The 26,239-nt window shown below is 70.7% G+C and carries 20 protein-coding genes and 1 pseudogene; 9 read left to right on the top strand and 12 right to left on the bottom strand.

Annotated elements, in window-relative coordinates; translation table 11 throughout:
* Positions 1–53 precede the first annotated feature (53 nt).
* The gene (locus AB0C96_RS28425; RefSeq protein ID WP_362921114.1) at positions 54–347 is read left to right on the top strand and encodes a ferredoxin; all 294 of its coding nucleotides are present in this window, start codon (positions 54–56) and stop codon (positions 345–347) included.
* A 56-nt stretch (positions 348–403) separates the two neighbouring features.
* On the opposite strand, the gene AB0C96_RS28430 is transcribed toward AB0C96_RS28425, so the two are convergent.
* From AB0C96_RS28430 to AB0C96_RS28440, 3 genes are all read right to left on the bottom strand, one after another.
* Positions 404–988 carry a hypothetical protein gene (locus AB0C96_RS28430; RefSeq protein WP_362921116.1) on the bottom strand — a complete coding sequence of 195 codons (585 nt, stop codon included), beginning with the start codon at positions 986–988 and terminating at the stop codon, positions 404–406.
* A 229-nt stretch (positions 989–1,217) separates the two neighbouring features.
* Positions 1,218–2,129 (bottom strand): tRNA (adenine-N1)-methyltransferase, encoded by a 912-nt coding sequence (locus AB0C96_RS28435; RefSeq protein WP_362921117.1) that lies wholly within the window; start codon positions 2,127–2,129, stop codon positions 1,218–1,220.
* 72 nt (positions 2,130–2,201) lie between these two features.
* Positions 2,202–3,443: a site-2 protease family protein gene (locus tag AB0C96_RS28440; protein WP_362921119.1), complete on the bottom strand. Its 1,242-nt coding sequence runs from the start codon at positions 3,441–3,443 to the stop codon at positions 2,202–2,204.
* A 206-nt stretch (positions 3,444–3,649) separates the two neighbouring features.
* On the opposite strand from AB0C96_RS28440, the gene AB0C96_RS28445 reads away from it, so the two are divergent.
* Together AB0C96_RS28445 and AB0C96_RS28450 are read left to right on the top strand one after the other, a co-directional pair.
* Complete coding sequence (locus AB0C96_RS28445; protein WP_362921121.1) at positions 3,650–4,681, top strand: RecB family exonuclease; 1,032 nt, start codon at positions 3,650–3,652, stop codon at positions 4,679–4,681.
* A 41-nt stretch (positions 4,682–4,722) separates the two neighbouring features.
* Positions 4,723–5,394, top strand: coding sequence for a response regulator transcription factor (locus AB0C96_RS28450; RefSeq protein ID WP_018087782.1), 672 nt, complete (start codon positions 4,723–4,725; stop codon positions 5,392–5,394).
* Positions 5,395–5,508: 114 nt separating this feature from the next.
* On the opposite strand, the gene AB0C96_RS28455 is transcribed toward AB0C96_RS28450, so the two are convergent.
* The 4 genes from AB0C96_RS28455 to metH all read right to left on the bottom strand — a co-directional run bounded on the left by AB0C96_RS28455 (position 5,509) and on the right by metH (position 13,679).
* The gene (locus tag AB0C96_RS28455; RefSeq protein ID WP_362921123.1) at positions 5,509–7,107 is read right to left on the bottom strand and encodes an ABC transporter substrate-binding protein; all 1,599 of its coding nucleotides are present in this window, start codon (positions 7,105–7,107) and stop codon (positions 5,509–5,511) included.
* Positions 7,108–7,202: 95 nt separating this feature from the next.
* Positions 7,203–8,810, bottom strand: coding sequence for an ABC transporter substrate-binding protein (locus AB0C96_RS28460; RefSeq protein WP_362921125.1), 1,608 nt, complete (start codon positions 8,808–8,810; stop codon positions 7,203–7,205).
* 376 nt (positions 8,811–9,186) lie between these two features.
* Entirely contained in the window at positions 9,187–9,888 is a 702-nt protein-coding gene (locus tag AB0C96_RS28465; RefSeq protein ID WP_362921127.1) for an HAD family phosphatase, read from the bottom strand.
* A gap of 269 nt (positions 9,889–10,157) precedes the next feature.
* The gene (gene metH, locus AB0C96_RS28470; protein WP_362921129.1) at positions 10,158–13,679 is read right to left on the bottom strand and encodes a methionine synthase; all 3,522 of its coding nucleotides are present in this window, start codon (positions 13,677–13,679) and stop codon (positions 10,158–10,160) included.
* 261 nt (positions 13,680–13,940) lie between these two features.
* Here metH and AB0C96_RS28475 point away from each other — a divergent pair, with 261 nt between their 5' ends.
* The 5 genes from AB0C96_RS28475 to AB0C96_RS28495 all read left to right on the top strand — a co-directional run bounded on the left by AB0C96_RS28475 (position 13,941) and on the right by AB0C96_RS28495 (position 20,070).
* The gene (locus tag AB0C96_RS28475; RefSeq protein WP_362921131.1) at positions 13,941–14,705 is read left to right on the top strand and encodes an IclR family transcriptional regulator; all 765 of its coding nucleotides are present in this window, start codon (positions 13,941–13,943) and stop codon (positions 14,703–14,705) included.
* A gap of 227 nt (positions 14,706–14,932) precedes the next feature.
* Positions 14,933–15,721 carry an MIP/aquaporin family protein gene (locus AB0C96_RS28480; protein WP_362921133.1) on the top strand — a complete coding sequence of 263 codons (789 nt, stop codon included), beginning with the start codon at positions 14,933–14,935 and terminating at the stop codon, positions 15,719–15,721.
* 46 nt (positions 15,722–15,767) lie between these two features.
* On the top strand, positions 15,768–17,309 hold the full coding sequence (gene glpK, locus AB0C96_RS28485) for a glycerol kinase GlpK (RefSeq protein WP_362921135.1): 1,542 nt from the start codon (positions 15,768–15,770) through the stop codon (positions 17,307–17,309).
* A 13-nt stretch (positions 17,310–17,322) separates the two neighbouring features.
* Positions 17,323–18,927: a glycerol-3-phosphate dehydrogenase/oxidase gene (locus AB0C96_RS28490; protein ID WP_362921137.1), complete on the top strand. Its 1,605-nt coding sequence runs from the start codon at positions 17,323–17,325 to the stop codon at positions 18,925–18,927.
* Positions 18,928–19,383: 456 nt separating this feature from the next.
* On the top strand, positions 19,384–20,070 hold the full coding sequence (locus AB0C96_RS28495; RefSeq protein ID WP_362921138.1) for a FadR/GntR family transcriptional regulator: 687 nt from the start codon (positions 19,384–19,386) through the stop codon (positions 20,068–20,070).
* A gap of 88 nt (positions 20,071–20,158) precedes the next feature.
* Here the strand turns inward: AB0C96_RS28495 and AB0C96_RS28500 are convergent, their stop codons facing one another.
* Together AB0C96_RS28500 and AB0C96_RS28505 are read right to left on the bottom strand one after the other, a co-directional pair.
* The gene (locus AB0C96_RS28500) at positions 20,159–20,932 is read right to left on the bottom strand and encodes a 3-oxoacyl-ACP reductase family protein (RefSeq protein WP_362921139.1); all 774 of its coding nucleotides are present in this window, start codon (positions 20,930–20,932) and stop codon (positions 20,159–20,161) included.
* Between the two features lie 484 nt (positions 20,933–21,416).
* A pseudogene (locus tag AB0C96_RS28505) lies at positions 21,417–21,572 on the bottom strand (fuconate dehydratase); the annotation flags it as partial.
* Between the two features lie 303 nt (positions 21,573–21,875).
* On the opposite strand from AB0C96_RS28505, the gene AB0C96_RS28510 reads away from it, so the two are divergent.
* On the top strand, positions 21,876–22,871 hold the full coding sequence (locus AB0C96_RS28510; protein ID WP_362921140.1) for a PAC2 family protein: 996 nt from the start codon (positions 21,876–21,878) through the stop codon (positions 22,869–22,871).
* A 485-nt stretch (positions 22,872–23,356) separates the two neighbouring features.
* Here the strand turns inward: AB0C96_RS28510 and mshC are convergent, their stop codons facing one another.
* The 3 genes from mshC to AB0C96_RS28525 form a co-directional block, all read right to left on the bottom strand.
* A complete protein-coding gene (gene mshC, locus AB0C96_RS28515) occupies positions 23,357–24,586 on the bottom strand; it encodes a cysteine--1-D-myo-inosityl 2-amino-2-deoxy-alpha-D-glucopyranoside ligase (RefSeq protein ID WP_362921142.1) in 1,230 nt (409 codons plus the stop codon).
* 133 nt (positions 24,587–24,719) lie between these two features.
* A complete protein-coding gene (locus AB0C96_RS28520) occupies positions 24,720–25,646 on the bottom strand; it encodes an SCO1664 family protein (RefSeq protein ID WP_362921143.1) in 927 nt (308 codons plus the stop codon).
* On the bottom strand, positions 25,610–26,200 hold the full coding sequence (locus AB0C96_RS28525; RefSeq protein ID WP_362921145.1) for a DUF3090 domain-containing protein: 591 nt from the start codon (positions 26,198–26,200) through the stop codon (positions 25,610–25,612). The genes AB0C96_RS28520 and AB0C96_RS28525 overlap by 37 nt, the downstream gene beginning before the upstream one ends.
* Positions 26,201–26,239 lie beyond the last annotated feature (39 nt).

Here is a 26,239-nt window from a genome sequence, read left to right on the forward strand (position 1 = left end):
GGCTGGCGCCACTTAGACACATACGGTTCACGTACGCAGGAACGGCAGGCGAGATGACCGCGCAGGACGAAGCCCCAGAGCTGGAAGTCTGGATCGACCAGGATCTGTGCACCGGGGACGGCATCTGTGCCCAGTACGCGCCGGAGGTCTTCGAGCTCGACATCGACGGCCTGGCGTATGTGAAGAGCACCGACGACGAGCTGCTTCAGGAGAAGGGGGCCACAACGCCCGTCCCGCTGAAGCTGCTCGACGACGTGCGGGACTCCGCGAAGGAGTGCCCGGGGGACTGCATCCACGTCCGCCGGGTCAGCGACCTCGTCGAGGTCTACGGCCCGGACGCTGAGTAGCCCGCAGGAAGCGGAACGCGCTCGAAAGCGCCCCTGCGGGCACGTCGCGCGACCGGTCAGACACCCTGGGTGCTCGCCGCGACGGGGAGCTCGCTCTCGATGAACTTCCCGCCCTGCCACTGCCACTTGACGCTCTTGTGCACGTCCGGGCAGCAGCGCGGCACGTCGAGGGTGGAGTAGCCCAGGACGCCCGCGGAGACCGCCCGGCCCTCGACGCCCAGCTCCTGGACGGTGAGCCGCTGGGCGGGCGCGAGGAGCGTCGCCACGATCCGTGGGGCGGCCTTGGGGTCGGAGGGCTGCGCGAGGACGTAGACGCCGCTGGGCGGGGTCCCGGTCTCGCTGTGGCAGCGGACCGCGGCGACGGTCTCGGTCGTCCCGTCACCGTCGAGGTCTCCGGAGGCCTTCTGCACCACGTCGAGACGGTTGGGGCCGCACTCGACGGGGAACCTCACCTTGCTCGGGTCGGGGGCGGCCGCCGAGCGCTGTCCGGCGCGGGCGTCGCGGGAGGTGGTGGCCGTGGCGTCCGGGGGCTGGACGAAGGAGGCGGCCGCCACGACCGCCGAGACGGCGGTGGCGGTGGCGAGCCAGTGCATGGGGCGCGGCTGGGTGTGCAAGAGGTCCTGGCCTGCCAAGGGCTGCACGCGGGGTAACTCCTGTGAAGTGCTGTGCTGGTGGGAGTGCCCAGCATCGTTCCACAGGAGCGGTCACCAAGGAACCAGCTGGGCCGGAGTTTTCCGAGCGGAAACGTGCAGATCCCGGGGTGGAACGCGGACGGCGCCGCCGGCGGCTCCCGGGGCGGGAACTCGTCGGCGGCGCCTGGTGGTTCGGTGGCCCGTCCGGACCTGCTGCGCAGGGGCCGGACGGGGGCCGTCAGTCGCGCCCGGAGGCCGCTGCCTGGTCCTTGCCCGGGCCGGTGTAGTCGTCCCCGTACGCGCCCTTCGCGGGCCGGCGACGGCGCAGCGGGGGCTCCACGCCGTCGGCGAGGCGGCGGGCGGTGAGCAGGAAGCCGGTGTGGCCGATCATGCGGTGGTCGGGGCGGACGGCGAGGCCCTCGACGTGCCAGGTACGGACCATGGTCTCCCAGGCCGACGGCTCGTTGAAGGTGCCGTGCTCGCGGATCGCCTCGACGGTGCGGGCCAGCTGCGTGGTCGTGGCGACGTAGGCGCAGAGGATGCCGCCGGGCACCAGGGCCTTGGAGACGGCCTCCAGGCACTCCCACGGGGCGAGCATATCGAGGATGACGCGGTCGACGTCGGTGTCGGAGAGGTTGTCCTGGAGGTCACCGACCGTGAGCGTCCATGCGGGGTGCGGGCCGCCGAAGTAGCGCTCGACGTTCTGCGTGGCGATCTCGGCGAAGTCGGCGCGGCGCTCGTAGGAGTGCAGCATGCCGTCGTCGCCGATGGCCCGCAGCAGGAAGCTGCTCAGCGAGCCGGAGCCCACACCGGCCTCGACGACGCGGGCGCCGGGGAAGATGTCGGCCATCGCCAGGATCTGCCCCGCGTCCTTGGGGTAGACCACGGCGGCGCCGCGGGGCATGGACAGGACGTAGTCGGGGAGCAGCGGGCGCAGCGCGAGGTAGGCGACGTTCCCGGTGGTACGGACAACGCTGCCCTCGGGAGCACCGATCAGCTCGTCGTGGGGGAAGGCTCCCTTGTGGGTGTGGAAGCTCTTGCCCTCTTCGAGCGTGAAGGTGTAGTGGCGTCCCTTGGGGTCGGTGAGCTGGACCTGGTCCCCGACCTTGAAGGGCCCGCGACGGCGGGCGGCACCGGTCGGTTCGGACATGTGACCAGCCTACCGGCCCGTCGGGGCGCCGCCGACCAGTGGGCGGGCGGGGGCGCAGCCGCGGGCCCCGGGTCAGGCCTTGCGGGCCATGGCGGAGACGAAGGCCTGTTCGACGTCGGCGGTGGACAGCACACCGTAGATCTCGCCGGTCTCCTCGATGACGAGGTACTCGGTGGCGGGGGTGGCCCGCAGGTACTCCAGGAGGTCCTCACCGGCGAGTTCGGCGGAGACCCGCATACCGTCCTTGAGGTCCTGGGCGAGGGTGCCGACGGCGACCCAGGGGCGACGGTGGTCGGGGACGCCGACGATGGCGGCCTCGCGGACCAGGGCGGTGGGGGTGCCCTGGGGGTCGACGACGACCAGGGCGCGGGCGCCGGCATCGTTGGCGCGGCGCAGCGCCTCGGAGAGCGGGGTGGCCGTTTCGACCGGGACGGCGCGCCGGGTCAGGGTGCGCGCGGTGAGGTCGGGGAGGCGTTCGCGCAGCCGGGCCATGCGCAGGCTGTTGCCGGCGCCGGTCCAGATGATGGCGGCGAGGATCGCGGCGAGCAGGGCGTCGGTGAGCGAGTCGCTGCTGCCGATGTCGGGGCGGGCGTTGCCCAGGGCGCCGGTGTGGGTGAGCAGCGGCAGGCCGATGAGGACGGTGACGGCGAGCGCCCGGCCGATCCAGGCGGCGGCGATGGTGCCGCTCATGGGCTTGCCGGTGATCTTCCATACGACGGCGCGCAGCATCCGGCCGCCGTCCAGGGGGAGGCCGGGCAGCAGGTTGAAGACCGCGACGATGAGGTTGGAGATCATCAGGCCGGCGAGCAGGACGCCGGGGACGGTGGCGGGTTCGACGAGGTGCATCCCGACGTAGAAGACGCCGGCGAGGACGAGGGAGAGCAGCGGGCCGACGAAGGCCAGGACGAACTCCCGGCCGGGGGTCTCGGTCTCCTTCTCGATCTCCGAGACGCCGCCGAAGAACTGGAGCTGGATGCGGCGCACGGGCAGCTTGAAGCGGAGCGCGGCGACGGTGTGGGCCAGTTCGTGGACCAGCACCGAGGCGTAGAAGGCGACGGCGAAGAAGAGCGAGACGAGGTAGCGGGCGACGCCGAGCTCGGGCAGGACGCGCTCCAGTTGGCCGCCGAAGACCCAGGTGATCAGGGCCGCCACGAGGAACCAGCTGGGTGCCACGTAGACGGGCACGCCGAAGGGACGGCCCATCAGGATGCCGCCACCGCTGGCCTTCTTGCCCGGCGGGGGCGCCTTGGGCCCGTCGGTGTCCCGGTGCGGTGCGGGCTCCTGGGGGTCCTGCGGCTTCCCGCTCTCGTCCACGGTGCGGCGTCCCCTCATCGAATACGGCATTCGCCCCTGCTCGGCCTGATATCTCGATCATGCAGGGCGAAGGGGTCCGGCGTCGATGGTATGCGGAGCATCAGGGACGGATCGGCTGCGGGGCGCGGTGCGGCGCACCCTGCTCCCGCGGCCCCCGCGGGACGGCTCGTCCGCGCCTGTCAGTGGCGGGCCGTAGGGTTTTCGGCATGGGATGGAGCACGGAGCAGACCGGGGCGGATACGCAGGGTGGGGACGTGGGGTCCCCGCGCGCGAGTGAGGACGGGTGCGGCAGCGGGTCCGGTGCCGCGGTGGCCGGTGCCACGGTGGCCGGTGCCGCGGTGGCCGGTGCCGCGGTGCCCGGTGCGGAGGCGGACGGCGGACGGCAGGCGCGGCCGCCGGAGGCGCTGTCGCCGTCGCGGGCCGGCGATTTCATGCAGTGCCCGTTGCTGTACCGCTTCCGGGTGATCGACCGGCTGCCGGAGAAGCCGAGCCCGGCGGCGACCCGTGGCACGGTCGTGCACGCGGTGCTGGAGCGGCTCTTCGACGCTCCGGCGGCACAGCGCACGGCGGCCGGGGCGCGCGCCATGGTGCCCGGCGAGTGGGAGCGGCTGCTGGCCAAGCGGCCGGAGCTGGCCGAGTTGTTCGCGGACGACGTGGACGGCGCACGGCTGGCGCAGTGGCTGGCGGAGGCCGAGGCGCTGGTGGAGCGGTGGTTCTCGCTGGAGGACCCGACGCGGCTGGAGCCGGCGGACCGCGAGCTGTATGTGGAGACGGTGCTGGAGTCGGGGCTGCAACTGCGCGGGTTCATCGACCGGGTGGACGTGGCGCCGACCGGCGAGGTGCGGATCGTCGACTACAAGACGGGCAAGGCGCCGCGGCCGCAGTTCGCCGAGGGCGCGCTGTTCCAGATGAAGTTCTACGCCCTGGTGGTGTGGCGGCTGCGCGGGGTGCTGCCGCGGCGGCTGCAACTGGTGTACCTGGGCAGCGGCGACCTGCTGACGTACGACCCCAGTGAGGCCGATCTGCGGGCCGTGGAGCGGAAGTTGCTGGCGTTGTGGGACGCGATCCGGCTGGCGACGGAGACCGGCGACTGGCGGCCGCGGCCGACGAAGCTGTGCGGCTGGTGCGACCACCAGGCGCACTGTCCGGAATTCGGCGGCACTCCCCCGGCATACCCGTTGCAGGTGCGCCCGACGGACGCCGCCGGGGGTCCGCAGGGCAGAATGGAGGCGATCTAGCCTGTCCGGCCGTATCGAACGGGCGTAACGAAGGAGAGCTCGTGGCCATCCGCGTCCTGCTGGTCGACGACCAGCCCCTGCTGCGTACGGGATTCCGGATGATTCTGGAGGCGGAGCAGGACCTGGCCGTCGTCGGGGAGGCCGGTGACGGTCTCCAGGCGCTGGAGCAGGTGCGGGCGCTGCAACCCGATGTGGTGCTGATGGACATCCGGATGCCTCGGATGGACGGTGTCGAGGCGACCCGTCAGATCACCGGTCCGGCGAAGGACGGCCCGGCGAAGGTCCTGGTGCTGACGACGTTCGATCTGGACGAGTACGTCGTCGAGGCGCTGCGGGCCGGGGCCAGCGGCTTCCTGCTGAAGGACGCGCCCGCCAATGAGCTGGTGCAGGCGATCCGGGTGGTGGCGGCGGGCGAGGCGATGTTGGCGCCGAGCATCACCCGTCGGCTGCTGGACAAGTACGCCGGTCACCTGCCGTCGGGCGAGGAGCCGGTGCCGGACACCCTGCACACCCTCACCGAGCGCGAGGTGGAGGTGCTGAAGCTGGTGGCGCGCGGCCTGTCGAACGCGGAGATCGCCGCGGACCTGTTCGTCAGCGAGACGACGGTCAAGACGCATGTGGGCCATGTGCTGACGAAGCTGGGGCTGCGCGACCGGGTGCAGGCGGCCGTGTACGCGTACGAGAGCGGGCTGGTGCGCCCGGGCGCCCAGTAGGGCACGCGGCGCGCGGAGAACGGCCCTGAGGGGCCTTTGTGGACGCCCTCACGACGGCGGGGCCGGCCCGGGAATCCCCCGGACCGGCCCCGCCGTCGTGCTGTGGGCGCCCGGTCAGGCGTCGGCCGCCTTGCTGATCTCCCAGAAGCGGAAGACGGTCGAGGAGTCCAGGGTCCATTCCAGGCCGGTGACGCCGTCACGGGCCACCGCGTACTGCTTGCCCTGCCAGATCGGGATGATCGGCACGTCCTGGGCGACGATGTTCTGCAGCTCCCGGAAGGTGGGCTTGGTGGCCCCGCGGTCCTGCTGGTCGGCGGTCTTGGGCAGCAGCCGCCCGGTGATCTCCGGCGAGTTGTAGTGGTTGGACAGCACGCTGTCCTTGCCGAAGAACGGCTGGGTGAAGTTGTCGGGGTCCGGGTAGTCGGGGATCCAGCCCTTGACGTAGACGCCGAACCGGCCGTCGGACACGCCCTTCTCGTACTCCTCGGTGGGCACCGAGCGCACCTTGGCGTCGAACAGGCCGCTGGCGTTGAGCTGTTGGGCGATCTCCTGGAAGGCCGGCACGGTGCCCGGCCCGAAGCGGTCCGGGGTGGCCCACAGAGTGAGCGGCACCTTGCCGGTCAGGCCCTCGGAGCGCAGCGCGGCCTTGGCCTTGTCGGGCTGCGGGCGGTCGCCGTAGGTGTCGAAGAAGGCGGTGTTGTGCCCGGTGATGCCGGCCGGGACGACCGAGTACAGCGGTTCGGCGGTGCGCTGGTAGACGTCCCGGACGAGGGTCGAGCGGTCCAGGAGGTACGCGATCGCCTTGCGCACGCCGGCCTGCTTGGCCACCGGGTCCTTCAGGTTGAAGACCAGGTACATGGCCTCGGCGCTGCCGCCCTCGATGACCTGGGTGCCGTGCTGCTGGTTCAGCGAGGCGTTGCCCAGGTGGGCGATGTCCTTCATGGCCAGGCCACGGTAGGCGAGGTCGACCTGACCGCTCTCGACGGCCTTCTTGAGCTTGTCGGTGCTGCGGAAGAACTTCACGGTCATCCCGGAGTTCTTCGCCTTGGCGGGGCCCTTGTACGAGCCGTTGACGGCGAAGACGGCCTGGTCGGAGCCGTAGTCCTTCAGCGTGTAGACGCCCGAGCCGGTGGCCTTGCCGTCGGCGCGCAGCCGGTCGGCGGGGTACGCGGCGTGGTCGACGATGGAGCCGGCGCCCGAGGCGATCTTCATGGGGAAGGTGGCGTCGGGTGCCTTGAGGTGGAAGACCACGGTCTTGGCGTCCGGGGTCTCGACCTTGTCGAGGGACGAGAACATGACGGCGGGGCCGTTCGGGTCCTTGATGCGCTTGGTGCGGTCGAAGGAGAACTTGACGTCCTTCGAGGTCAGCGCGTCACCGTTGCTGAAGTGGAGGCCGTCCCTGAGCGTGCAGCGGTAGACCTTGCTGTCGGTGTCGGTGAAGCCGCAGCTCTTGGCGGCCTCCGGCTCGGGGGTGGTACCGCCCTTGGGGAAGCTCAGCAGGGACTGGAAGACGTTGTTGAACAACAGCCAGGAGCCGGGGTCGTAACCGGCTGCCGGGTCGGTGGCCACGACCTTGTCCGTCATTCCCATGACCACGGGCTCGCCGTTGCCGGCCGCTCCCGGGTCGTCGGTGCCGCACCCGGCGAGCGCGAGCAGGGCTGTTGTCAGCCCCGCTCCGATCGGGGCGGCGAGCCACTGGTCACGCTTCCTCACTGAAGGGTCCTCACGATTCTGGGTGGTGCCTGTCGGGCCGCGGCGGGCAGGCCGCCGCGGCGGGGTGGTGCCGGGGGTTGGTCGGATGCGTGGGTTCAGTCGGCGACGCCGCGGCCGAGCTCCCAGATCTGAAGCCCCGAGGAGGAGTTGAGGGCCCACTCGATGCCGGTGATGTCATCGCGGGCGGCGACGTACTGCTTGCCCTGCCACAGCGGGAGCAGCGGGACGTCCTGGGCGATGATGTCCTGCGCCTGCTTGAAGTCGGCCGCGGCGGCGCTGCGGTCGGACTGCTGGCGGCTGGACGGGATCAGCTGCGACTCGATGGTGCCGTTCCGGTAGGGGGAGCCGAGGAAGTTCGCCTTGCCGATGAACGGCGCGATGTAGTTGTCGGCGTCCGGAATGTCGGGGAACCAGCCCATGTTGTAGACGGTGTACTTGCCGTCCTGCGCGTCCGTGCGGAACTGCTGCCAGCTGTCGACGCCCTTGACGCTGATGTCGAACAGCTTGCTGTCGTTGAGCTGCTGCTGCAACGCCCGGACCTCCTTGGCGGTGCTGGAGCCGTAGTGGGTCGTGGTGTAGGTGAGGGTGAACTTCACGGGGGTGGTGATGTTCGCCTGTTGCAGCGTCTTGCGGGCGGCCGCGACGTTGGGGTTCCCGTACTTGTTGAAGAACGAGTTGATGTGGCCGGTGAGGCCGGTGGGAACCATCGAGTAGAGCGGGTCGCCGGTGTAGGAGTAGACGTCCCGGACGAGCTGGGAGCGGTTGACGATCTGCGCCATCGCCTGCCGCACGGCCTTGTTGGCGACGACCGGCGCCTTGGTGTTGAAGGCCAGGTAACGGATCTCCTGACCCGGCATGGGCTCCAGCGTGATGTGCTTGTCGCGGGCGTTCTCCAGGCCCTTGACCTGGCTGGGCGACAGACCGCGGTTCATCACGTCGACATCGCCCCGGCGCAGCGCCTTCTCCGTGGACACGGAGTCGCCGAAGAACCGCATCTCGACCTTGTCGTTCTTCGTCTTCATCCCGCCCTTGTAGTCGGGGTTCTTGGTGAAGACGGCCTTGGTGATGCGGTTGCCGCTGTGCTCGACCTTGACGGTGTACGGGCCGGAGCCGACCAGGTCGAAGCCGCTGTAGAGGCGGTCCTTGGGGTACACCTCGGGGTCGACGATGGACGCGGCGGGCGTGGTGAGCTTCTGCGGGAAGGTGGCGTCCGGCTTGTTGAGGTGGAAGACCACCTCGGTGTCGCTGGGCGCCTCGACCTTGTCGATGTCGTTGAGCAGCGACACCGGGCCGTTGGTGTTGTTGATGGTCTTCATGCGCTCGATGGAGAACTTGACGTCCTGAGCCGTCAGGGCATGCCCGTTCGAAAACTTCAGGCCGCTGCGCAGGGTGCACCGGTACTGCTCGTTCTGGGTGTCGCGGAACCCGCAGGATTCGGCCGCTTCGGGCACCGGCGCGGTGCCGCTCCGGGGCAGCCGCATCAGCGTCTGGAGCGAGGCGCGCAGCACGTTCCACGCGTCGACGTCGTAGGCCTGGGACGGGTCGAGGGGGGCCGGCGCCGCCTTGGTGGCCTCGATGGGCGTGGCCACCCCCACGACAATGGGATCACCGCCGTCGCCCGCGCCGTCCGAGCTGCCGCAGGCAGCGAGTACGGGGGCGAGAAGACCGGCCAGCGCCGGCAGCACCAGGGTCTTGCGATTCATCGTGGGCAGGTTCCTTATCAGCGCAGAGGTGTTGCTCGCGTCGACATTAGTAGGAACGGCCAGCCGCGCTGGGACACAAAGGAGTTGTATCGATAAGGCTCTCGGATAACCATGCAGGGGTGATCGATATCCGGACGCCGGAACGATTCGCTCGTTGCTTCATCAACCCGGACACTTACCCCCGTAGAAACCCACGAAGAGGCCCTCTGGATCACCTGCCGGGCCCGCTGTCGACGGCCAGGAACGTGAGAAACGTCACGCAACCCGGAATCCGTGGGAGTGCAGCAATTCAGTCAGTGCATTCGTCACGGAAAATGAGCGGACCACTGCCCTCAGTTCTCGGCGGGCTTTCCGCGGAGCACGCTCAGTGCACGCGTCAACGGCTTTCCGTGATGAGTGCCTGGAGAAATGGCAGGTCGACTTCTTCCAGCGAACGCACGACCGTACGGCCCGGCGCCGGCGGGATCGCCGTCACCGAGGGCACCGCGACGACCGGGCAGCCCGCCGCCTCCCCCGCGGTCACACCGGTCAGGGTGTCCTCGACGACCGCGCAGCGTGCCGGATCCGCCCCCAGCCGCGCCGCGGCCGTCAGGTACGGGTCCGGGTGCGGCTTGGTGCGCGGCAGGTCGTCGCCCGCCAGGGTGAGCTGGAAGTTCTCCGGACCGAGGGAGTACAGCATCTGGTCGACGATCGCCCGGTGCGAGGCGGAGACCAGCGCGGTCGGCACCTCGTGGGCGGCCAGCTCGGCCAGCAGCCTGCGGGCGCCCGGCATCAGCGGGACGCCGCGCCTGATCCGGGCCAGGAAGGCGGCGTTGAGCAGCACGCTGAGCTCGGTCAGGCTGATGTCGACACCGGTGACCTGAATCAGATACCCGGCACTGCGGGTCATCGGGCCGCCCACCACGACCTCGCGGTGGACGTCGTCCAGGATGTGGCCGAGTTCGGCGAACACCTCCGCCTCCACCTCCCACCAGAACCCCTCGGTGTCGACGAGCGTGCCGTCGAGATCGAGGAACACCGCCTGGAGGGTCCCGGCCTCGGCCAGTCGGGTGCCGACCGCGGGGATGCTGCTGGTCATCCATCCACCTCCGTCGTGACGCCGTCCCCCAGGGGACGAAAGGGCCGGTCGCCATCCCCGGTTGGGGGGAAACGACCGGCCGCTACCGGACCGACCAGTGTACGACGTCACGCCCGAAAACGCGTGGCGGCGCAGGTCAGGGCCGCCCGGACGGGTGTCCGGACGGCCCTGCCGCACACATCGCGGCGGTCACCGTGCGTGACCGGTGCCCGAAGGTCGCCCGGCTCCCGGTGCCCGCTCCCCGGCTCCCCCGGGAAGCGGGCGCCGGGCTACCGCGCATTGAAGTACTTGGCCTCCGGGTGGTGGATGACGATGGCGTCCGTGGACTGCTCGGGGTGGAGCTGGAACTCCTCGGAGAGCTCGACGCCGATCCGCTCCGGCTGCAACAGGTCGGCGATCTTGGCCCGGTCCTCCAGGTCGGGGCAGGCACCGTAGCCCAGCGAGAACCGCGCACCCCGGTACTTCAGCGCGAACATGTCCTCGACGTCGGCGGGGTCCTCGCCGCCGAAGCCCAGCTCGGCACGGACCCGGGCGTGCCAGTACTCGGCCAGCGCCTCCGCCAACTGGACGGACAGGCCGTGCAGTTCGAGGTAGTCACGGTAGGAGTTGGCCGCGAAGAGCTCGGCGGTGGCGGCGCCGATCTTCGAGCCGACGGTGACCACCTGGAGGCCCACTACATCGGTCTCCCCCGACTCCTCCGGCCGGAAGAAGTCCGCCAGGCACAACCGCCGGCCGCGGCGCTGGCGGGGGAAGGTGAAGCGGGTGCGCTCGGTGCCGTCCTCGTGCAGCAGGATCAGGTCCTCGCCCTTGGACACGCACGGGAAGTAGCCGTGCACGACGGCGGCTTCCAGCAGGTTCTCGGTCTGCAGCTTGTCGAGCCAGCCCCGCAGCCGCGGACGGCCCTCGGACTCCACCAGCTCCTGGTACGTCGGGCCGTCGCCGGTGCGTGCCTCCTTCAGGCCCCACTGGCCCTTGAACAGCGCGCCCTCGTCCAGCCAGGAGGCGTAGTCGGCGAGCTGGATGCCCTTGACGACCCGGGTGCCCCAGAACGGCGGGGTGGGCACCGGGTTGTCGGTGGCCACGTCCGAGCGCACCGCGCCCTCGGGCTCCGTCACCTCCAGCGCCGCCGTGTCGCGCTTCGGCACGCGGCGCTGCTTGAGCTCGGGCAGGGTCGCGCCGGGCACCCCCCGCTTGACCGCGATCAGGGCGTCCATCAGGCGCAGCCCCTCGAACGCGTCCCGGGCGTAGCGGACTTCGCCCTCGTAGATCTCGTGCAGGTCCTGTTCGACGTAGGCGCGGGTGAGGGCGGCGCCGCCCAGGATGACGGGGAAGTCGGCGGCCATCTTGCGCTGGTTGAGCTCCTCCAGGTTCTCCTTCATGATCACCGTGGACTTGACCAGCAGCCCGGACATCCCGATGACGTCGGCGCGGTGCTCCTCGGCGGCCTCCAGGATCGCCGAGACCGGCTGCTTGATGCCGAGGTTGACGACGTTGTAGCCGTTGTTGGACAGGATGATGTCGACGAGGTTCTTGCCGATGTCATGGACGTCGCCGCGCACGGTGGCCAGCACGATCGTGCCCTTGCCCTCGTCACCGGACTTCTCCATGTGCGGCTCCAGATAGGCCACCGCGCCCTTCATCACCTCGGCCGACTGGAGCACGAACGGCAGCTGCATCTGGCCGGAACCGAACAGGTCACCGACGACCTTCATACCCGCCAGGAGCGTGTCGTTGACGATGTCGAGGGCGGGGCGCTCCTGGAGGGCCTCGTCGAGGTCGGCCTCCAGACCGTTCTTCTCGCCGTCGATGATGCGCCGCTGGAGGCGCTCGTCCAGCGGGAGGGCGGCGAGCTCCTCGGCCTTGCCCGCCTTGAGGGACTTGGCCGTGGCGCCCTCGAAGAGCTCCATCAGCTTCTGGAGCGGGTCGTACCCCTCGCTGCGCCGGTCGTAGATCAGGTCGAGGGCGACGGTGACCTGCTCCTCCTCCAGCCGGGCGATCGGCAGGATCTTGGAGGCGTGCACGATGGCCGAGTCCAGGCCGGCCTTGACGCACTCGTCGAGGAAGACCGAGTTGAGGACGATGCGGGCGGCCGGGTTGAGGCCGAAGGAGATGTTCGACAGGCCCAGGGTGGTCTGCACGTCCGGGTGGCGCTTCTTCAGCTCCCGGATGGCCTCGATGGTGTGGATGCCGTCCTTGCGGGACTCCTCCTGGCCCGTGCAGATGGTGAACGTCAGACAGTCGACGAGGATGTCCGACTCGAGGATGCCCCAGTTGCCGGTCAGGTCGGCGATCAGCCGCTCGGCCACGGCCACCTTGTGCTCGACGGTGCGGGCCTGGCCCTCCTCGTCGATGGTGAGCGCGATCAGTGCCGCGCCGTGCTCCGCGGCGAGCGCGGTGACCTTCGCGAAGCGCGACTCGGGGCCGTCGCCGTCCTCGTAGTTGACGGAGTTGATGACGGCCCGGCCGCCGAGCTTCTCCAGGCCGGCCTGGAGGACGTTCAGCTCGGTGGAGTCCAGCACGATCGGCAGGGTGGAGGCGGTGGCGAAGCGGCCGGCCAGCTCCTCCATGTCGGCGACGCCGTCCCGGCCGACGTAGTCGACGCACAGGTCGAGCATGTGGGCGCCCTCGCGGATCTGGTCGCGGGCCATCTCCACGCAGTCGTCCCAGCGGCCGTCCAGCATCGCCTCGCGGAACTTCTTCGACCCGTTGGCGTTGGTGCGCTCGCCGATCGCCAGGTAGGAGGTGTCCTGACGGAACGGCACCGTCTGGTAGAGCGAGGCCGCGCCCGGCTCGGGGCGGACCTCGCGGGCCGGCGGGGTGACACCGCGGACCCGCTCGACCACCTGCCGCAGGTGCTCGGGGGTGGTGCCGCAGCAGCCGCCGACGAGGGAGAGGCCGTACTCGGCGACGAAGGTCTCCTGGGCGTCGGCCAGCTCGCCGGGCGTCAGGGGGTAGTGCGCACCGTCCTTGCCCAGCACCGGCAGCCCCGCGTTGGGCATGCAGGCGAGCGGGATGCGGGAGTTGCGGGAGAGGTAGCGCAGGTGCTCGCTCATCTCGGCCGGGCCGGTGGCGCAGTTCAGGCCGATCATGTCGATGCCCAGCGGCTCCAGGGCGGTCAGCGCCGCGCCGATCTCGGAACCGAGGAGCATGGTGCCGGTGGTCTCGACGGTGACCGAGCAGATCACCGGGAGGTCGGCGCCGGTGGCCTGAAGGGCGCGGCGGGCGCCCAGGATGGCCGCCTTGGTCTGGAGCAGGTCCTGGGTGGTCTCCACGAGCAGCGCGTCGGCGCCGCCGGCGATCATGCCCTCGGCGTTCTGCTGGTAGGCGTCGCGCAGCGTGACGTAGGGGGCGTGGCCGAGGGTGGGCAGCTTGGTGCCGGGGCCCATGGAGCCCAGGACGTAGCGCTGCTGGCCGGTGGAGGCGGTGAACGCGTCGGCGACCTCGCGGGCGATCCGGGCACCGGCCTCGGAGAGCTCGAAGACCCGCTCGGGGATGTCGTACTCGGCCAGGGCGGCGAAGTTCGCGCCGAAGGTGTTGGTCTCCACGCAGTCGACGCCGACCGCGAAGTACGCCTCGTGCACGGAGCGGACGATGTCGGGCCGGGTGACGTTGAGGATCTCGTTGCAGCCCTCCAGCTGCTGGAAGTCCTCCAGGGTCGGGTCCTGGGCCTGCAGCATGGTGCCCATCGCGCCGTCGGCGACCACGACCTGCGAGGCCAGCAGCTCCCGCAGGGACCGGCCGCGGGATTCGATGCGGGATGTGCTGATGGACGATGGCGTGTTCGAGGCCATGGAGGTGCTCCCTGGTTGCGACGGCTGTCGGCTTTGCGCCCTCCGGCAGAGGACGCACCCGGCCAGCGTAGCTGCCGGTCCGGTACACGTGTTCCCCGTTTCACGCCGTGGACAGCACTGCACCACCCCCCTGTCGTGCACCATCCGTGATCGTTGACAAACTCCGGTTCGTTCACCAAGAACGCCCAGTTCGCTGACTCCAGTCGGCATGGGCCGATATCGTTCAGCATTGTCGAACCGCATAACTTCGGAGGTTGCCCGATGGCACGGACCATCCAGTCGCTGGAGCGCGCCGCCGCGATGCTGCGGCTGCTCGCGGGGGGAGAGCGGCGGCTGGGGCTGTCCGACATCTCCTCTTCCCTGGGGCTGGCCAAGGGCACGGCCCACGGGATCCTGCGCACGCTCCAGCAGGAGGGGTTCGTCGAGCAGGACGCCGTCTCGGGCCGCTACCAGCTCGGCGCCGAGCTGCTGCGGCTCGGCAACAGCTACCTGGACGTCCACGAACTGCGCGCCCGCGCCCTGGTGTGGACCGACGACCTGGCCCGCTCCAGCGGCGAGGCGGTCTACCTGGGCGTGCTGCACCAGCAGGGCGTGCTGATCGTGCACCACGTCTTCCGCCCGGACGACAGCCGGCAGGTGCTGGAGGTGGGGGCGATGCAGCCGCTGCACAGCACGGCGCTGGGCAAGGTGCTCTCCGCGTACGACCCGGTGGCGCACAGCGAGGTGGTCGAGGCGGAGCGGGCGGCGTTCACCCCGCGCACGGTGACCGGCCTCGAGGACTTCGAGGGGCTGCTGGACCTGACCCGGGCGCGCGGCTGGGCCGCGGACGTGGAGGAGACCTGGGACGGCGTGGCGTCGGTGGCGGCGCCGATCCACGACCGGCGGCGGATGCCGGTGGGCGCGGTGGGGGTCACCGGAGCGGTCGAGCGGGTCTGCCGGGAGGGCGAGCTGCGGCCGGAAATCATCGCTGCTGTGAGGGATTGCGCACGTGCGGTGTCCCGGGATCTTGGTGCGGGGCGGTTTTGACCGTTTTTACACCTTAAGTTCACCTAAGTTTTTCGCCAAGGAAGCCTTGACGCGGTTCTTACCGTCAACAAAACTGCCGTTCGTCGGTCGGCATTGCCGAACACCTAACGGCAATATTCGCTATGGTGAGCACTGCCGCGGGCCGACCACCGCCCTCTAGGAGGGCGCGAACCGCCGGAGGGACCCGGGGTTCGCCTTCCCCTGGACGAAGGACAAAGGAGTCGCGGGTGTCCAGCTCCGACATCTTCATCAGCGAAACCATCGGTACCGCTGTACTGCTTTTGATGGGTGGCGGCGTCTGCGCCGCCGTCACGTTCAAGCGCTCCAAGGCGTTCAACGCCGGATGGGTCGCCATCGCCTTCGGGTGGGGCTTCGCCGTCCTCACGGGTGCCTACATCGCCGCCAAGTCCGGCGCACACCTCAACCCGGCAGTCACCATCGGCATCGCCATCAAGGGCGGTATCCCGTGGAGCCAGGTGCCGGTCTACCTCGCCGGCGAGATGCTCGGCGCCATGATCGGCGCCGTACTGGTGTGGATCGTCTACTACGGGCAGTTCCGGGCCCACCTCACCGACCCCGAGGTGCTGGCCGACCACCAGACCGAGGAGGGTCTGGTCGACCCGAAGGCCGCCCCCAAGGCCGGCCCGGTGCTCGGCATCTTCTCCACCGGCCCGGAGATCCGGAACGCCGTGCAGAACCTGGCCACCGAGATCATCGCCACCGTCGTGCTCGTGCTGTCGATCCTCACCCTCGGGCTGAGCGACAACGGCAAGGGCGTCGGCGTGATCGGCACCCTGCTGGTCGCCCTGGTCGTCGTGGGCATCGGCCTGTCGCTGGGCGGCCCGACCGGGTACGCCATCAACCCGGTCCGCGACCTCGGCCCGCGCATCGTGCACGCGCTGCTGCCGCTGCCGAACAAGGGCGGCTCAGACTGGGGCTACGCCTGGATCCCGGTCGTCGGCCCGCTGATCGGCGGAGCCATCGCCGGAGGCATCTACCAGGTGGCCTTCGCCTGAGCCAGCCGACCGCCCCGCCGCCCGCACAGACTTCTTGGAGCACACCATGAGCGACACCCACACCACCTCCTCCCACGGGCACGGCCCGTTCATTGCGGCCATCGACCAGGGGACCACCTCCAGCCGCTGCATCGTCTTCGACAAGGACGGCCGGATCGTCTCGGTCGACCAGAAGGAGCACGAGCAGATCTTCCCGAAGCCGGGCTGGGTCGAGCACGACGCCTCCGAGATCTGGACCAACGTCCAGCAGGTCGTCGACGGCGCCGTCCACAAGGCCGGCATCACCGCCGCCGACGTCAAGGCCATCGGCATCACCAACCAGCGCGAGACCACCGTCCTGTGGGACAAGAACACCGGTGAGCCGGTCCACAACGCCATCGTCTGGCAGGACACCCGCACCGACGCGCTCTGCAAGGAACTCGGCCGCAACGTCGGCCAGGACCGCTTCCGCCGCGAGACCGGCCTGCCGCTGGCGTCCTACTTCGCCGGCCCGAAGATCCGCTGGCTGCTCGACAACGTCGAGGGCCTGCGCGAGCGCGCCGACCGCGGCGAGATCCTCTTCGGCACCATGGACTCCTGGGTCATCTGGAACCTGACCGGCGGCGTCAACGGCGGCCACCACGTCACCGACGTCACCAACGCCTCGCGCACCATGCTGATGAACCTGCACACCCTGGAGTGGGACCAGCGGATCCTGGACTCCATGGACATCCCGGCGGCCGTCCTGCCGGAGATCAGGTCCTCCGCCGAGGTCTACGGCCACGCCGCCGGCGGCGTCCTCGCCGGCGTCCCCGTCGCCTCGGCACTCGGCGACCAGCAGGCCGCCCTCTTCGGCCAGACCTGCTTCGACCAGGGCGAGGCCAAGTCCACGTACGGCACCGGCACCTTCATGCTGATGAACACCGGCCACGAGCCGGTCAACTCGTACAACGGACTGCTGACCACCGTCGGCTACCGCATCGGCGACCAGCAGCCGGTCTACGCCCTGGAAGGCTCCATCGCCGTCACCGGCTCGCTCGTCCAGTGGATGCGCGACCAGATGGGCCTCATCAACAGCGCCGCCGAGATCGAGACCCTGGCCAGCAGCGTCGAGGACAACGGCGGCGCCTACTTCGTACCGGCCTTCTCCGGCCTGTTCGCCCCCTACTGGCGCTCGGACGCCCGCGGCGTCATCGCGGGCCTGACCCGCTACGTCACCAAGGCGCACATCGCGCGCGCCGTCCTCGAGGCCACCGCCTGGCAGACCCGCGAGATCACCGACGCCATGACCAAGGACTCCGGCGTCGACCTGACCGCACTCAAGGTCGACGGCGGCATGACCTCCAACAACCTGCTGATGCAGACCATCTCCGACGTCCTGGACGCACCCGTGGTGCGCCCGATGGTCGCCGAGACCACCTGCCTCGGCGCTGCCTACGCGGCCGGACTGGCCGTCGGCTTCTGGTCCAGCACCGACGAACTGCGCGCCAACTGGCGCCGGGCCGCCGAATGGACCCCCCGGATGGACGCGGCCACCCGTGACCGCGAATACAAGAACTGGCTCAAGGCCGTGGAGCGGACCATGGGCTGGCTCGACGACGAGAGCTGACGAGGAGCACAACATGAGCACCCTGCAGAGCGTCCCGGCACTCGGGACGCACCCGGCCAACGGTTCCCACGCGAGCCGCGCCGAGACTCGGGAGCAGCTTTCCAAGGCGACATACGACCTCCTGGTGATCGGTGGCGGCATCCTGGGCATCTCCACTGCCTGGCACGCCGCACAGGCCGGGCTGCGGGTGGCCCTGGTGGACGCCGGTGACTTCGCCGGCGCCACCTCCTCCGCCTCCTCCAAGCTGCTCCACGGCGGTCTGCGCTACCTCCAGACCGGCGCGGTCAAGCTGGTGGCGGAGAACCACTTCGAGCGGCGCGCGGTCTCCCGCCAGGTGGCCCCCCACCTGTCCAACCCGCTCACCTTCTACCTGCCGGTCTACAAGGGCGGCCCGCACGGCGCGGCCAAGCTCGGCGCGGGCGTCTTCGCCTACTCCGCGCTCTCCGCGTTCGGTGACGGCGTCGGCCACGTCATATCCCCGGCCAAGGCCCAGCGCGACGTCCCCGAGCTGCGCACCGAGAACCTCAAGGCCGTTGCCGTCTACGGCGACGACCAGATGAACGACTCCCGGATGGCCCTGATGACGGTCCGCGCGGCCGTCGCCGCGGGCGCCACCGTCCTCAACCACGCCGAGGTCACCGGCCTGCGCTTCACCCAGGGCCGGGTCACCGGCGCGGAGCTCAAGGACCGCACGGACGGCCACGAGTTCGGCGTGAACGCCCGCCTGGTCCTCAACGCCACCGGTCCCTGGGTCGACCACCTCCGCAAGATGGAGGACCCGAACGCGGCGCCCTCGATCCGCCTGTCCAAGGGCGCGCACCTGGTCCTCAAGCGCACCGCCCCCTGGAAGGCGGCGCTGGCCACCCCGATCGACAAGTACCGCATCACCTTCGCCCTCCCCTGGGAGGACATGCTGCTCCTCGGCACCACAGACGAGGAGTACGAGGGCGACCCGGCGGACGTCGCGGTCACCGAGAAGGACACCGCCCAGATCCTGGACGAGGCCGCCTTCTCCATCCGCGACCAGCAGCTCTCCCGCGACCTGATCACCTACTCGTTCGCCGGCTTGCGGGTGCTGCCCGGCGGCCCCGGCGACACCTCCAAGGCCAAGCGCGAGACGGTCGTCACCGAGGGCAGCGGCGGCATGCTGTCGGTCGCCGGCGGCAAGTGGACGACCTTCCGGCACATCGGCCGTACGGTGATGAACAAGCTCGCCGCGCTGCCCGGCCACCCGCTGGCCGACGACATGGAGCCGATCGCCCACCTGCCGAAGAAGCTCCCGCTGCCGGGCATCGCCAACCCCAACGCGGTCGCCCACCGACTGCTCGTCGACGGCGGCACCCCCGGCCCGCGCATGGCCCCGGACACCGCCCGTCACCTCGCCACCCACTACGGCTCGCTGTCCTTCGACATCGCCCGCCTGGCCAACGACAACCCGGCCCTGGCCGAGCGCATCCACCCCGACGCGCCCGAGATCTGGGCCCAGGTCGTCTACGCCCGGGACACCGAGTGGGCCGAGACGGTCGACGACGTCCTCCGCCGCCGGACCACCCTGACGATCCGCGGCCTGGACACGGAGGACGTCCGCGCCAAGGTCAAGGAGATGCTGACCGACTGACTCCCCCTCCGCCGCGCAACAAGGCGGAGCCCCCCGCACCACCCCGCACCACCGCCGGGGCGGCCCACTGGGCCGCCCCGGCGTCTTTGTGTCCGGACCAAGGCGGCTGGCGATCACAATGCAACTACGCGTCCGGAACCAATCACTCTCCGTAATCGTTGCCGTAAACAAGGAGGAGGCAAGCAGGGAGGCAGGGAGGCAGGGAGGCAGGCAAGGGGTAGGGCACCGGGCAGAGGGTGGGCAACGGGCAGGGGGCAGGGGGGCAGGGCGCCCCACAGGAGGTGCTTGGGGCTCCACGGAAGGTACTGCGGAGGTTTCGCAGGAGGCATCCGCGGCCGGGAGGCCATAATGTGGCTCAGACATCGGATGTCTGCGTCGACGGCCGTGTGGTGATGAGGCCGGCGGCGGGCATGGGCATCCGGACGACACCGGGCGGGTCACAGCGGGGAGGTCGGCATGGCGGTCACCGACGAGGCCATCGAAAAGATCAAGGGCATGATCGTCTCCGGCGCGCTGAGGCCGGGCGACCGGCTGCCCAAGGAGAGCGAACTCGCCGCCGAACTGGGCCTGTCCCGCAACTCGCTGCGGGAGGCGGTGCGCGCCCTCTCCCTCATCCGCATCCTGGACGTGCGCCAGGGCGACGGCACCTACGTCACCAGTCTCGACCCCCAACTGCTGCTGGAGGCCATGAGCTTCGTGGTGGACTTCCACCGCGATGACACGGTGCTGGAGTTCCTCGCCGTCCGCCGGATCCTGGAGCCGGCCGCCACGGCGATGGCGGCCGGCCGGATCGACGCCGAGGAACTGGACGCCCTGGAAGCCCAGTTGAACGCGCTGGGGCCCACACCCTCGGTGGAGGACCTGGTCGCCTGCGACCTGGAGTTCCACCGAGGGATCGTCGCGGCGTCCGGCAACTCCGTGCTCTGCTCGCTGCTGGACGGCCTGTCCGGGCCGACCACCCGGGCCAGGATCTGGCGCGGGCTCACGCAGAAGGACGCGGTGGCCCGCACCCTCACCGAGCACCGGGCGATCCTCTCCGCGCTCCGGGACCGGGACGCGGAGGCGGCGCGGTCGTGGGCGACGGTGCACATCGCCAGCGTGGAGCAGTGGTTGCGCGCGTCACTCCGACCCGACGTGCGGTGACATGCGTCGCGCTGACCTGACGTGCGGTGTGGCGTGCGCGGTGTGACATGCGCGGAGAGACATGCCGGGTGTGGCGTGCAGGGTGTCGTCAGATCGCGAAGCCGCCGTCGACCGCGACGGAGGCGCCCGTGATGTAGCGGCCGGCGTCGCCCGCGAGATGGGCGACGGTGGCTGCGACGTCCCAGGCCTGGCCGTACGCCCCCAGGGCGGTCAGTTCGGCCTGCATGGTGGCGCTCTCGCCGTCGGCCGGGTTCATCTCCGTGTCGATGGGCCCGGGGTGCACGACGTTGGCGGTGATGCCGCGCGGCCCCAGCTCCTTGGCGAGGGTCTTGGTCAGGCCGGTGAGTGCGGCCTTGCTGGTGGCGTAGAGGGTGCCGCCGGGGAACGCGACCCGTTCGGCCATGCAGCTGCCGATGGAGATGATGCGGCCGCCCTCGGTGAGGTGTGCGGCGGCGGCCTGCGCCGCCAGGAACGGTCCGCGGACGTTGGTCCGCAGGACCCGGTCGACGTCCTCCAGGGAGATCCCCTCGAAGGGACCGAGCACGCCGACGCCCGCATTGTTGACCAGGATGTCGAGTCGTCCGAAGCGGTCGACGGTGCCGGCCACCGAGGCCCACACCGCCTCCGCGTCGCCGCTGTCGGCCTGCACCGCCCAGGCCCGACCGCCGGCCCCTTCGATCTCCTTGACGGCCAGTTCGGCCGCTTCCCGCCCGGAGTGGTACGTCAGGGCCACCGCCGCGCCGTCGGCGGCCAGCCGCAGCGCGATCGCCTTGCCGATGCCCCGGCTCCCGCCGGTCACCAGCGCCACCTTGCCAGTGAGCGGCCGGATGCCGCCGTCCCTCTGTGCCGTCTTCGGAGTCATCACCGTTGCCGTCATCGTCGTCTCCCGTCGCCCTTCAAATGTCGTGTGGCGGAACGCCGTCTGTCGGTCGTCCGGTCGGGGCCGGACGAGCACCGCGTCGTGGTGCGGTACGACTCGATCTTCGGGCGCGGGCGGATCCGAGGCTGGCGGAATCCGGACGCCGACGCGGAGCGGTCCGGGGCCTCCTGCTTCTCGTGCTTCTCCTGCCGGTTGCGGTGTTCCGGTTCCGTAGACCCGGGCGGCCGTGGTGCCGAAGACGGCGGCGCGTTCCGGGCCGTCGAGTCGGTCGGTGGCGGCCTCGGCGAGGGCGAGGACGTCGTCGTAGGCAGCGGCCGGGGCGCACCGGCCAGTCGGGGCCGAACATCACCCGGTCGGTGCCGAAGGCGTCCGTCCAGCACATGCCGGACGTAGGGCAGGACCTGCCGCGGTCGCCAGGCGTCCCAGTCGGCCTCGGTGACCAGTCCGGACAGTTCGCAGTTGACGTTGTGAAGCAGAGGCCGTGTCCTGGTGGGCCGCCGTCGGGGTGCAGCACGAGGTGGGCGGCGGAGTAGTCGGGGTTCACGGCGTTCGAGCCGTCGAGCTGCTCCGAGGTGGGGAACCGGACGTCGTGGACCTCGAGCCCGGTGACGGTGTCGGTCACGGCCATGCGCATGCCCCTGGGATGTTGCGGGAGAACATCGGACTGAACGGTGCGGCAGAACATCGGACCTTTCTGGGTCATCCGATGTATAGGCCCGTGTGTCGGGCCACGCCCAGACCTCGTACCGAAATACGTGGGAGAGTTGAGCGAACAGCACGCGAACAGGTCGGATGTATAGGTACTCGTTCGTGCACAGGGGCTGCGGACCGGCACCGCGCACGCCGTAGTCTTGGTGACGCACGCAATGGAACTGCTGCCGGCGGCCGCCCCCAGACGGTCGAACCGGTCGGAAGGAGGCGCTGGGTGATCGAGCTGGAGGGGGTGCCCGAGCTGATCGACCCGGTCATGGTGGCCGCGTTCGAAGGCTGGAACGACGCCGGTGACGCCGCCTCCGCCGCCGTCGCCCACCTGGACCGGGAGTGGAAGGGCGAGGTCTTCGCCGCGCTGGACGCCGAGGACTACTACGACTTCCAGGTGAACCGTCCCACCGTCTCCCTGGAGGGCGGCGTACGGAAGATCACCTGGCCGACGACCCGGCTCTCCGTCGTCCGCGTCGGCAGTGCGCGCGGCAAGGGGCGGAAGCGCGATCTGGTCCTGGTCCGGGGGATCGAGCCCAGCATGCGCTGGCGCTCGTTCTGCAACGAAATCCTCGGCTTCGCCCATGAGTTGGGCGTGGAGATGCTGGTGGTGCTGGGCTCACTGCTGGGCGACACCCCGCACACCCGCCCGGTCCCCGTCAGCGGCGTCACCTCCGACGCGGACCTGGCCCGCCGGCTGGATCTGGAGGAGTCCCGCTACGAAGGCCCCACCGGGATCGTGGGCATCCTCCAGGAGGCGTGCACGCATGCGGGCGTCCCCGCAGTGAGCCTGTGGGCCGCGGTCCCGCACTACGTCTCCCAGCCGCCCAACCCCAAGGCCAGCCTCGCCCTCCTGAACCGTCTGGAGGACCTGCTCGACATCAGCATCCCCTTGGGTGAACTGAGCGAGGACGCACGGGCCTGGCAGCTGGGCGTGGACCAGCTGGCGGCCGAGGACAGCGAGGTCGCCGAGTACGTGCAGTCGCTGGAGGAGGCACGGGACACCGCGGACCTTCCGGAGGCCTCCGGCGAGGCCATCGCCCGCGAGTTCGAGCGCTACCTGCGCCGCCGCGACCCGCAGGCCGGCCCCGGCGTCGCCTCCGAGGGCGGGCTCACCGACAGCTCGTTCCTCCGCGACACGAGCAGTGGCCGCACCCGACCGCCCCGCCCCCTCCCCAAGGAACCGAACCGTCCGGAGGACGAGGACCCCGAGGAGGGGTAAGCCCTCCTACGTTTTCGTCTGCGGCCTCCCGCCGGGGCCTTGGCGGCCGGCGCTCCCCCCACGTTGTCGGCTGTCCCGCCGCGGCCTGGCGGCCGGCGTTCGCCCCACGTTTTTGGCTCTCCCACCGTGGTGGTTTCTCGCCGTGGCGCCTGCGGCGGGCTGTGCCGCTGCGCGGGGCTGTCGGGTGCGGTGACGGGCCGGAGGGGTAGGGGTGTGGGACTGCTTCGCTTTACGTCCCACACCCCTACCCCTCCGGCCCGTCCCCTCCCGTTGAGGGGTGGGAAGAAGACCGTAGGGGTGAACGCCGGTGGTCACCTGCGCACAGTGGACGGACCGCACCAGCCCCCACAATCAGTCACCCCCACTCACGGGAGGGGCCGCTCCGCAGGACGAAGTCCGGAGGAGCGGCACCGCACCCGACACACAACGCCCGCCGCAGGCGAAACGGCGAGACGAAGCGCGGCGCCGCAGACAAAGACGTGGGGCTATAGGGCCACGCCCAACAACGCATCGACGGCCCGCGACACCAGCCCCGGTGCCCCCTCGTCCGTCCCCCCGTCGGCCTCCTGGGCGGCGGCCCATGCGTCCACGGCCGCGAGGGCGGCCGGGGAGTCCAGGTCGTCGGCGAGCGCCGTGCGGATCTGCTCCAGCAGGGCGTCGGCTGACGGGCCGTCGGGGCGGGAGACCGCGGCCCGCCAGCGCGCCAGCCGTTGCTCGGCCTCCTCCAGCACCGCGTCGGTCCACTCCCAGTCGGCGCGGTAGTGGTGCGCGAGGAGCGCCAGTCGGATCGCGGCCGGGTCGGTGCCGGCCCGTCGCACCGCGGAGACGAAGACGAGGTTGCCCTTCGACTTGGACATCTTCTCGCCGTGCAGGGCCACCATCCCGGCGTGCACATACGCCTTGGCGAACGGGTGCCGGCCGGTGAGCGCCTGGGCGTGCGAGGCGCCCATCTCGTGGTGCGGGAAGGCGAGGTCGGAGCCGCCGCCCTGGACGTCGAAGCCCATGCCGAGGTGGTCCAGGGCGATGGCGACGCACTCGATGTGCCAGCCGGGTCGGCCGCGGCCCAGCGAGCCGCCGTCCCAACTCGGTTCGCCGTCGCGGGCGGCCATCCACAGCATCGGGTCGAGCGGGTTCTTCTTGCCTTCGCGTTCCGGGTCGCCGCCGCGCTCGGCGGACAGCAGCCGCATCGTTTCGGCGTCCAGGCGGGAGACCTCGCCGAAGTGCGGGTCGGACTCGACGGAGAAGTAGATGTCGCCGTCCAGCTCGTAGGCGGCGCCGGCGTCACGGAGCCGCTCCACCAGCGGGACGATGCCGGGTATCGACTCGACCGCGCCTATGTAGTGGCGGGGCGGCAGCATCCGCAGGGCCGTCATGTCCTCGCGGAACAGGGCGGTCTCGCGTTCGGCGAGCGCGGTCCAGTCGTCGCCGGTCGCCTGCGCCCGCACCAGCAGCGGGTCGTCCACGTCGGTGACGTTCTGCACGTAGTGCACCTGACGCTTCGTGTCGAGCCACACGCGTTGGACCAGGTCGAACGCGTTGTAGGTCGCCGCGTGCCCCATGTGGGTGGCGTCGTAGGGCGTGATGCCGCAGACGTAGATACGGGCGACGGGACCGGGGTCGAGGGTTACCCGTCCGCCGGTCGCGGTGTCGTGGATCCTCAGGTCGCGGCCCTGACCAGGCAGGGCGGGGACCTCAGAAGCGGGCCATGCATGCATGCCTTGAGCGTAACCGGACGGATGTTCCGCATACGAACCGGACCAGGGGTCTTGGCCGGAAAGGCGGTCTTGCGTTTGACAGGCGGACGTGCAAGGGGTGCGCGGACGGGGTGGCCTTTGCACGTCCGCGAGATCAGACCGGCGGCCAGGGGATGGCGGGCCACTCGCCGCTCGGCTCGGGGTGCCGACCGCTGCGCAGCAGCCCGGCCACCCGTGCCCGCAGTGCGTCGATCTCGGTGTCCGTGAGGAGGTCGGCCAGTCGGACGGAGAGCTCCGCCGCGTCCTGAAGCGCCGCCCGGAGGCCTCGCAGGACCTCTAGCGCCTCCGGGGTCAGCGGCTCCCCCGCCCAGCCCCACAGGAGCGTGCGCAGCTTGTCGTCGGCGTGGAAGGTCACGCCGTGGTCGATGGCGTAGAACCGTCCGCCGGCACCGGGTAGCAGGTGGCCGCCCTTGCGGTCGCCGTTGTTGATCACGGCGTCGAGCACCGCCAGGCGCCGCAGCCGCGGGTGGTCGGCGTGCACCAGCAGCGCGGTGCGGTCCGCGTCGAGCTGGGCGTGGCCGACCGCCTTCCAGTCGGGCCCCGGTTCGTCGCCCTCCACCAGTGCCAGCAGCTCGGGGACCTCGTCGCTGTTCTCCGGAGGGTCGATCCACTCCTGGACCATGCCGGTGCCGTACGGGCCGTCGCGCAGCACGGTCGGCGGGATGAGGTCCCAGCCGCAGGCGCGGGAGACCTCGTAGGCGGCGACCTCGCGCTGGGCGAGGGTGCCGTCGGGGAAGTCCCACAGCGGCCGCTCGCCGGCGACCGGCTTGTAGACGCAGGTGGCGGTGTGGCCGTCGTACGCGATCGTGCAGAGCAGCACGGCGTTGGACGCCTCCTGGATGCGGCCGCGTACGGTCAGCTCACCTTCGGTGAGGAAGGCGGCGGACAGGCCCGTGGCGGGCTCTGGTGCCGTCGTCGGGGCGTCCTGGGGGTCCGCGGGGTCGGGCGGCGGTCCGGCCGGCTCCACGGCGGGCTCCGTGGCGCTCAGGCGTCCCGTCGGTATCCGTTCTGGCGCGGACATACGTGTCCCTCCGGGTCGAGCGGCAGGCTGCACAGCGGGCACGGGGGGCGGCCGGCGTTGACGACGTCCAGCGCCCGCTTGGCGAACGCCCTGGCCATGGTTCCGGTGAGGCGCACCCGCAGCATCGGGGGGCCGTGCTCGTCGTCCTGGAGGAGCCGCTCCTCGGCGTCGGCGAGGTCCTCCTCGCTGTCGGCGTCCAGCTCGACCAGGGCCTGCGCCTCGACGATCATCCGCTCGTCCTCGCCGTCCCAGGCCAGTGCCATGGTGCCGACCCGGAACTCCTCCTCGACGGGGGTCTCCAGCGGGGCGGTGTCGGTGAGCTCGGTGGGCGAGACGGCGGGCACCGGGGCGTTGCCGCCGCTGCGTCGTACGACCTCGTCGAGCAGTTCGTCGATGCGTTCGGCGAGGGCCGCGACCTGCGTCTTCTCCAGGGCGACGCTGGTGGTGCGGCCGGCCGCGGTGGCCTGGAGGTAGAAGGTGCGGCGGCCAGGCAGCCCGACCGTACCGGCCACGAAGCGGTCCGGCGCGTCGTAGAAGAACACCTGACGGGACAAGGTCCTGCTCCGATTGCTCGACTGCGGGGTCACTGCGGT

The sequence above is a fragment of the Streptomyces sp. NPDC048506 genome, from assembly GCF_040651315.1.
Taxonomy (GTDB): domain Bacteria; phylum Actinomycetota; class Actinomycetes; order Streptomycetales; family Streptomycetaceae; genus Streptomyces.

Coding starts and splice junctions, on each gene's coding strand:
- AB0C96_RS28465 (WP_362921127.1), bottom strand. CDS start 9,888: ATGACCAGCAGCATCCCCGCGGTCGGCACCCGACTGGCCGAGGCCGGG.
- AB0C96_RS28520 (WP_362921143.1), bottom strand. CDS start 25,646: ATGTCCGCGCCAGAACGGATACCGACGGGACGCCTGAGCGCCACGGAG.
- AB0C96_RS28500 (WP_362921139.1), bottom strand. CDS start 20,932: ATGACTCCGAAGACGGCACAGAGGGACGGCGGCATCCGGCCGCTCACT.
- glpK (WP_362921135.1), top strand. CDS start 15,768: ATGAGCGACACCCACACCACCTCCTCCCACGGGCACGGCCCGTTCATT.
- AB0C96_RS28425 (WP_362921114.1), top strand. CDS start 54: ATGACCGCGCAGGACGAAGCCCCAGAGCTGGAAGTCTGGATCGACCAG.
- AB0C96_RS28490 (WP_362921137.1), top strand. CDS start 17,323: ATGAGCACCCTGCAGAGCGTCCCGGCACTCGGGACGCACCCGGCCAAC.
- AB0C96_RS28460 (WP_362921125.1), bottom strand. CDS start 8,810: ATGAATCGCAAGACCCTGGTGCTGCCGGCGCTGGCCGGTCTTCTCGCC.
- mshC (WP_362921142.1), bottom strand. CDS start 24,586: ATGCATGCATGGCCCGCTTCTGAGGTCCCCGCCCTGCCTGGTCAGGGC.
- AB0C96_RS28495 (WP_362921138.1), top strand. CDS start 19,384: ATGGCGGTCACCGACGAGGCCATCGAAAAGATCAAGGGCATGATCGTC.
- metH (WP_362921129.1), bottom strand. CDS start 13,679: ATGGCCTCGAACACGCCATCGTCCATCAGCACATCCCGCATCGAATCC.
- AB0C96_RS28435 (WP_362921117.1), bottom strand. CDS start 2,129: ATGTCCGAACCGACCGGTGCCGCCCGCCGTCGCGGGCCCTTCAAGGTC.
- AB0C96_RS28475 (WP_362921131.1), top strand. CDS start 13,941: ATGGCACGGACCATCCAGTCGCTGGAGCGCGCCGCCGCGATGCTGCGG.
- AB0C96_RS28445 (WP_362921121.1), top strand. CDS start 3,650: ATGGGATGGAGCACGGAGCAGACCGGGGCGGATACGCAGGGTGGGGAC.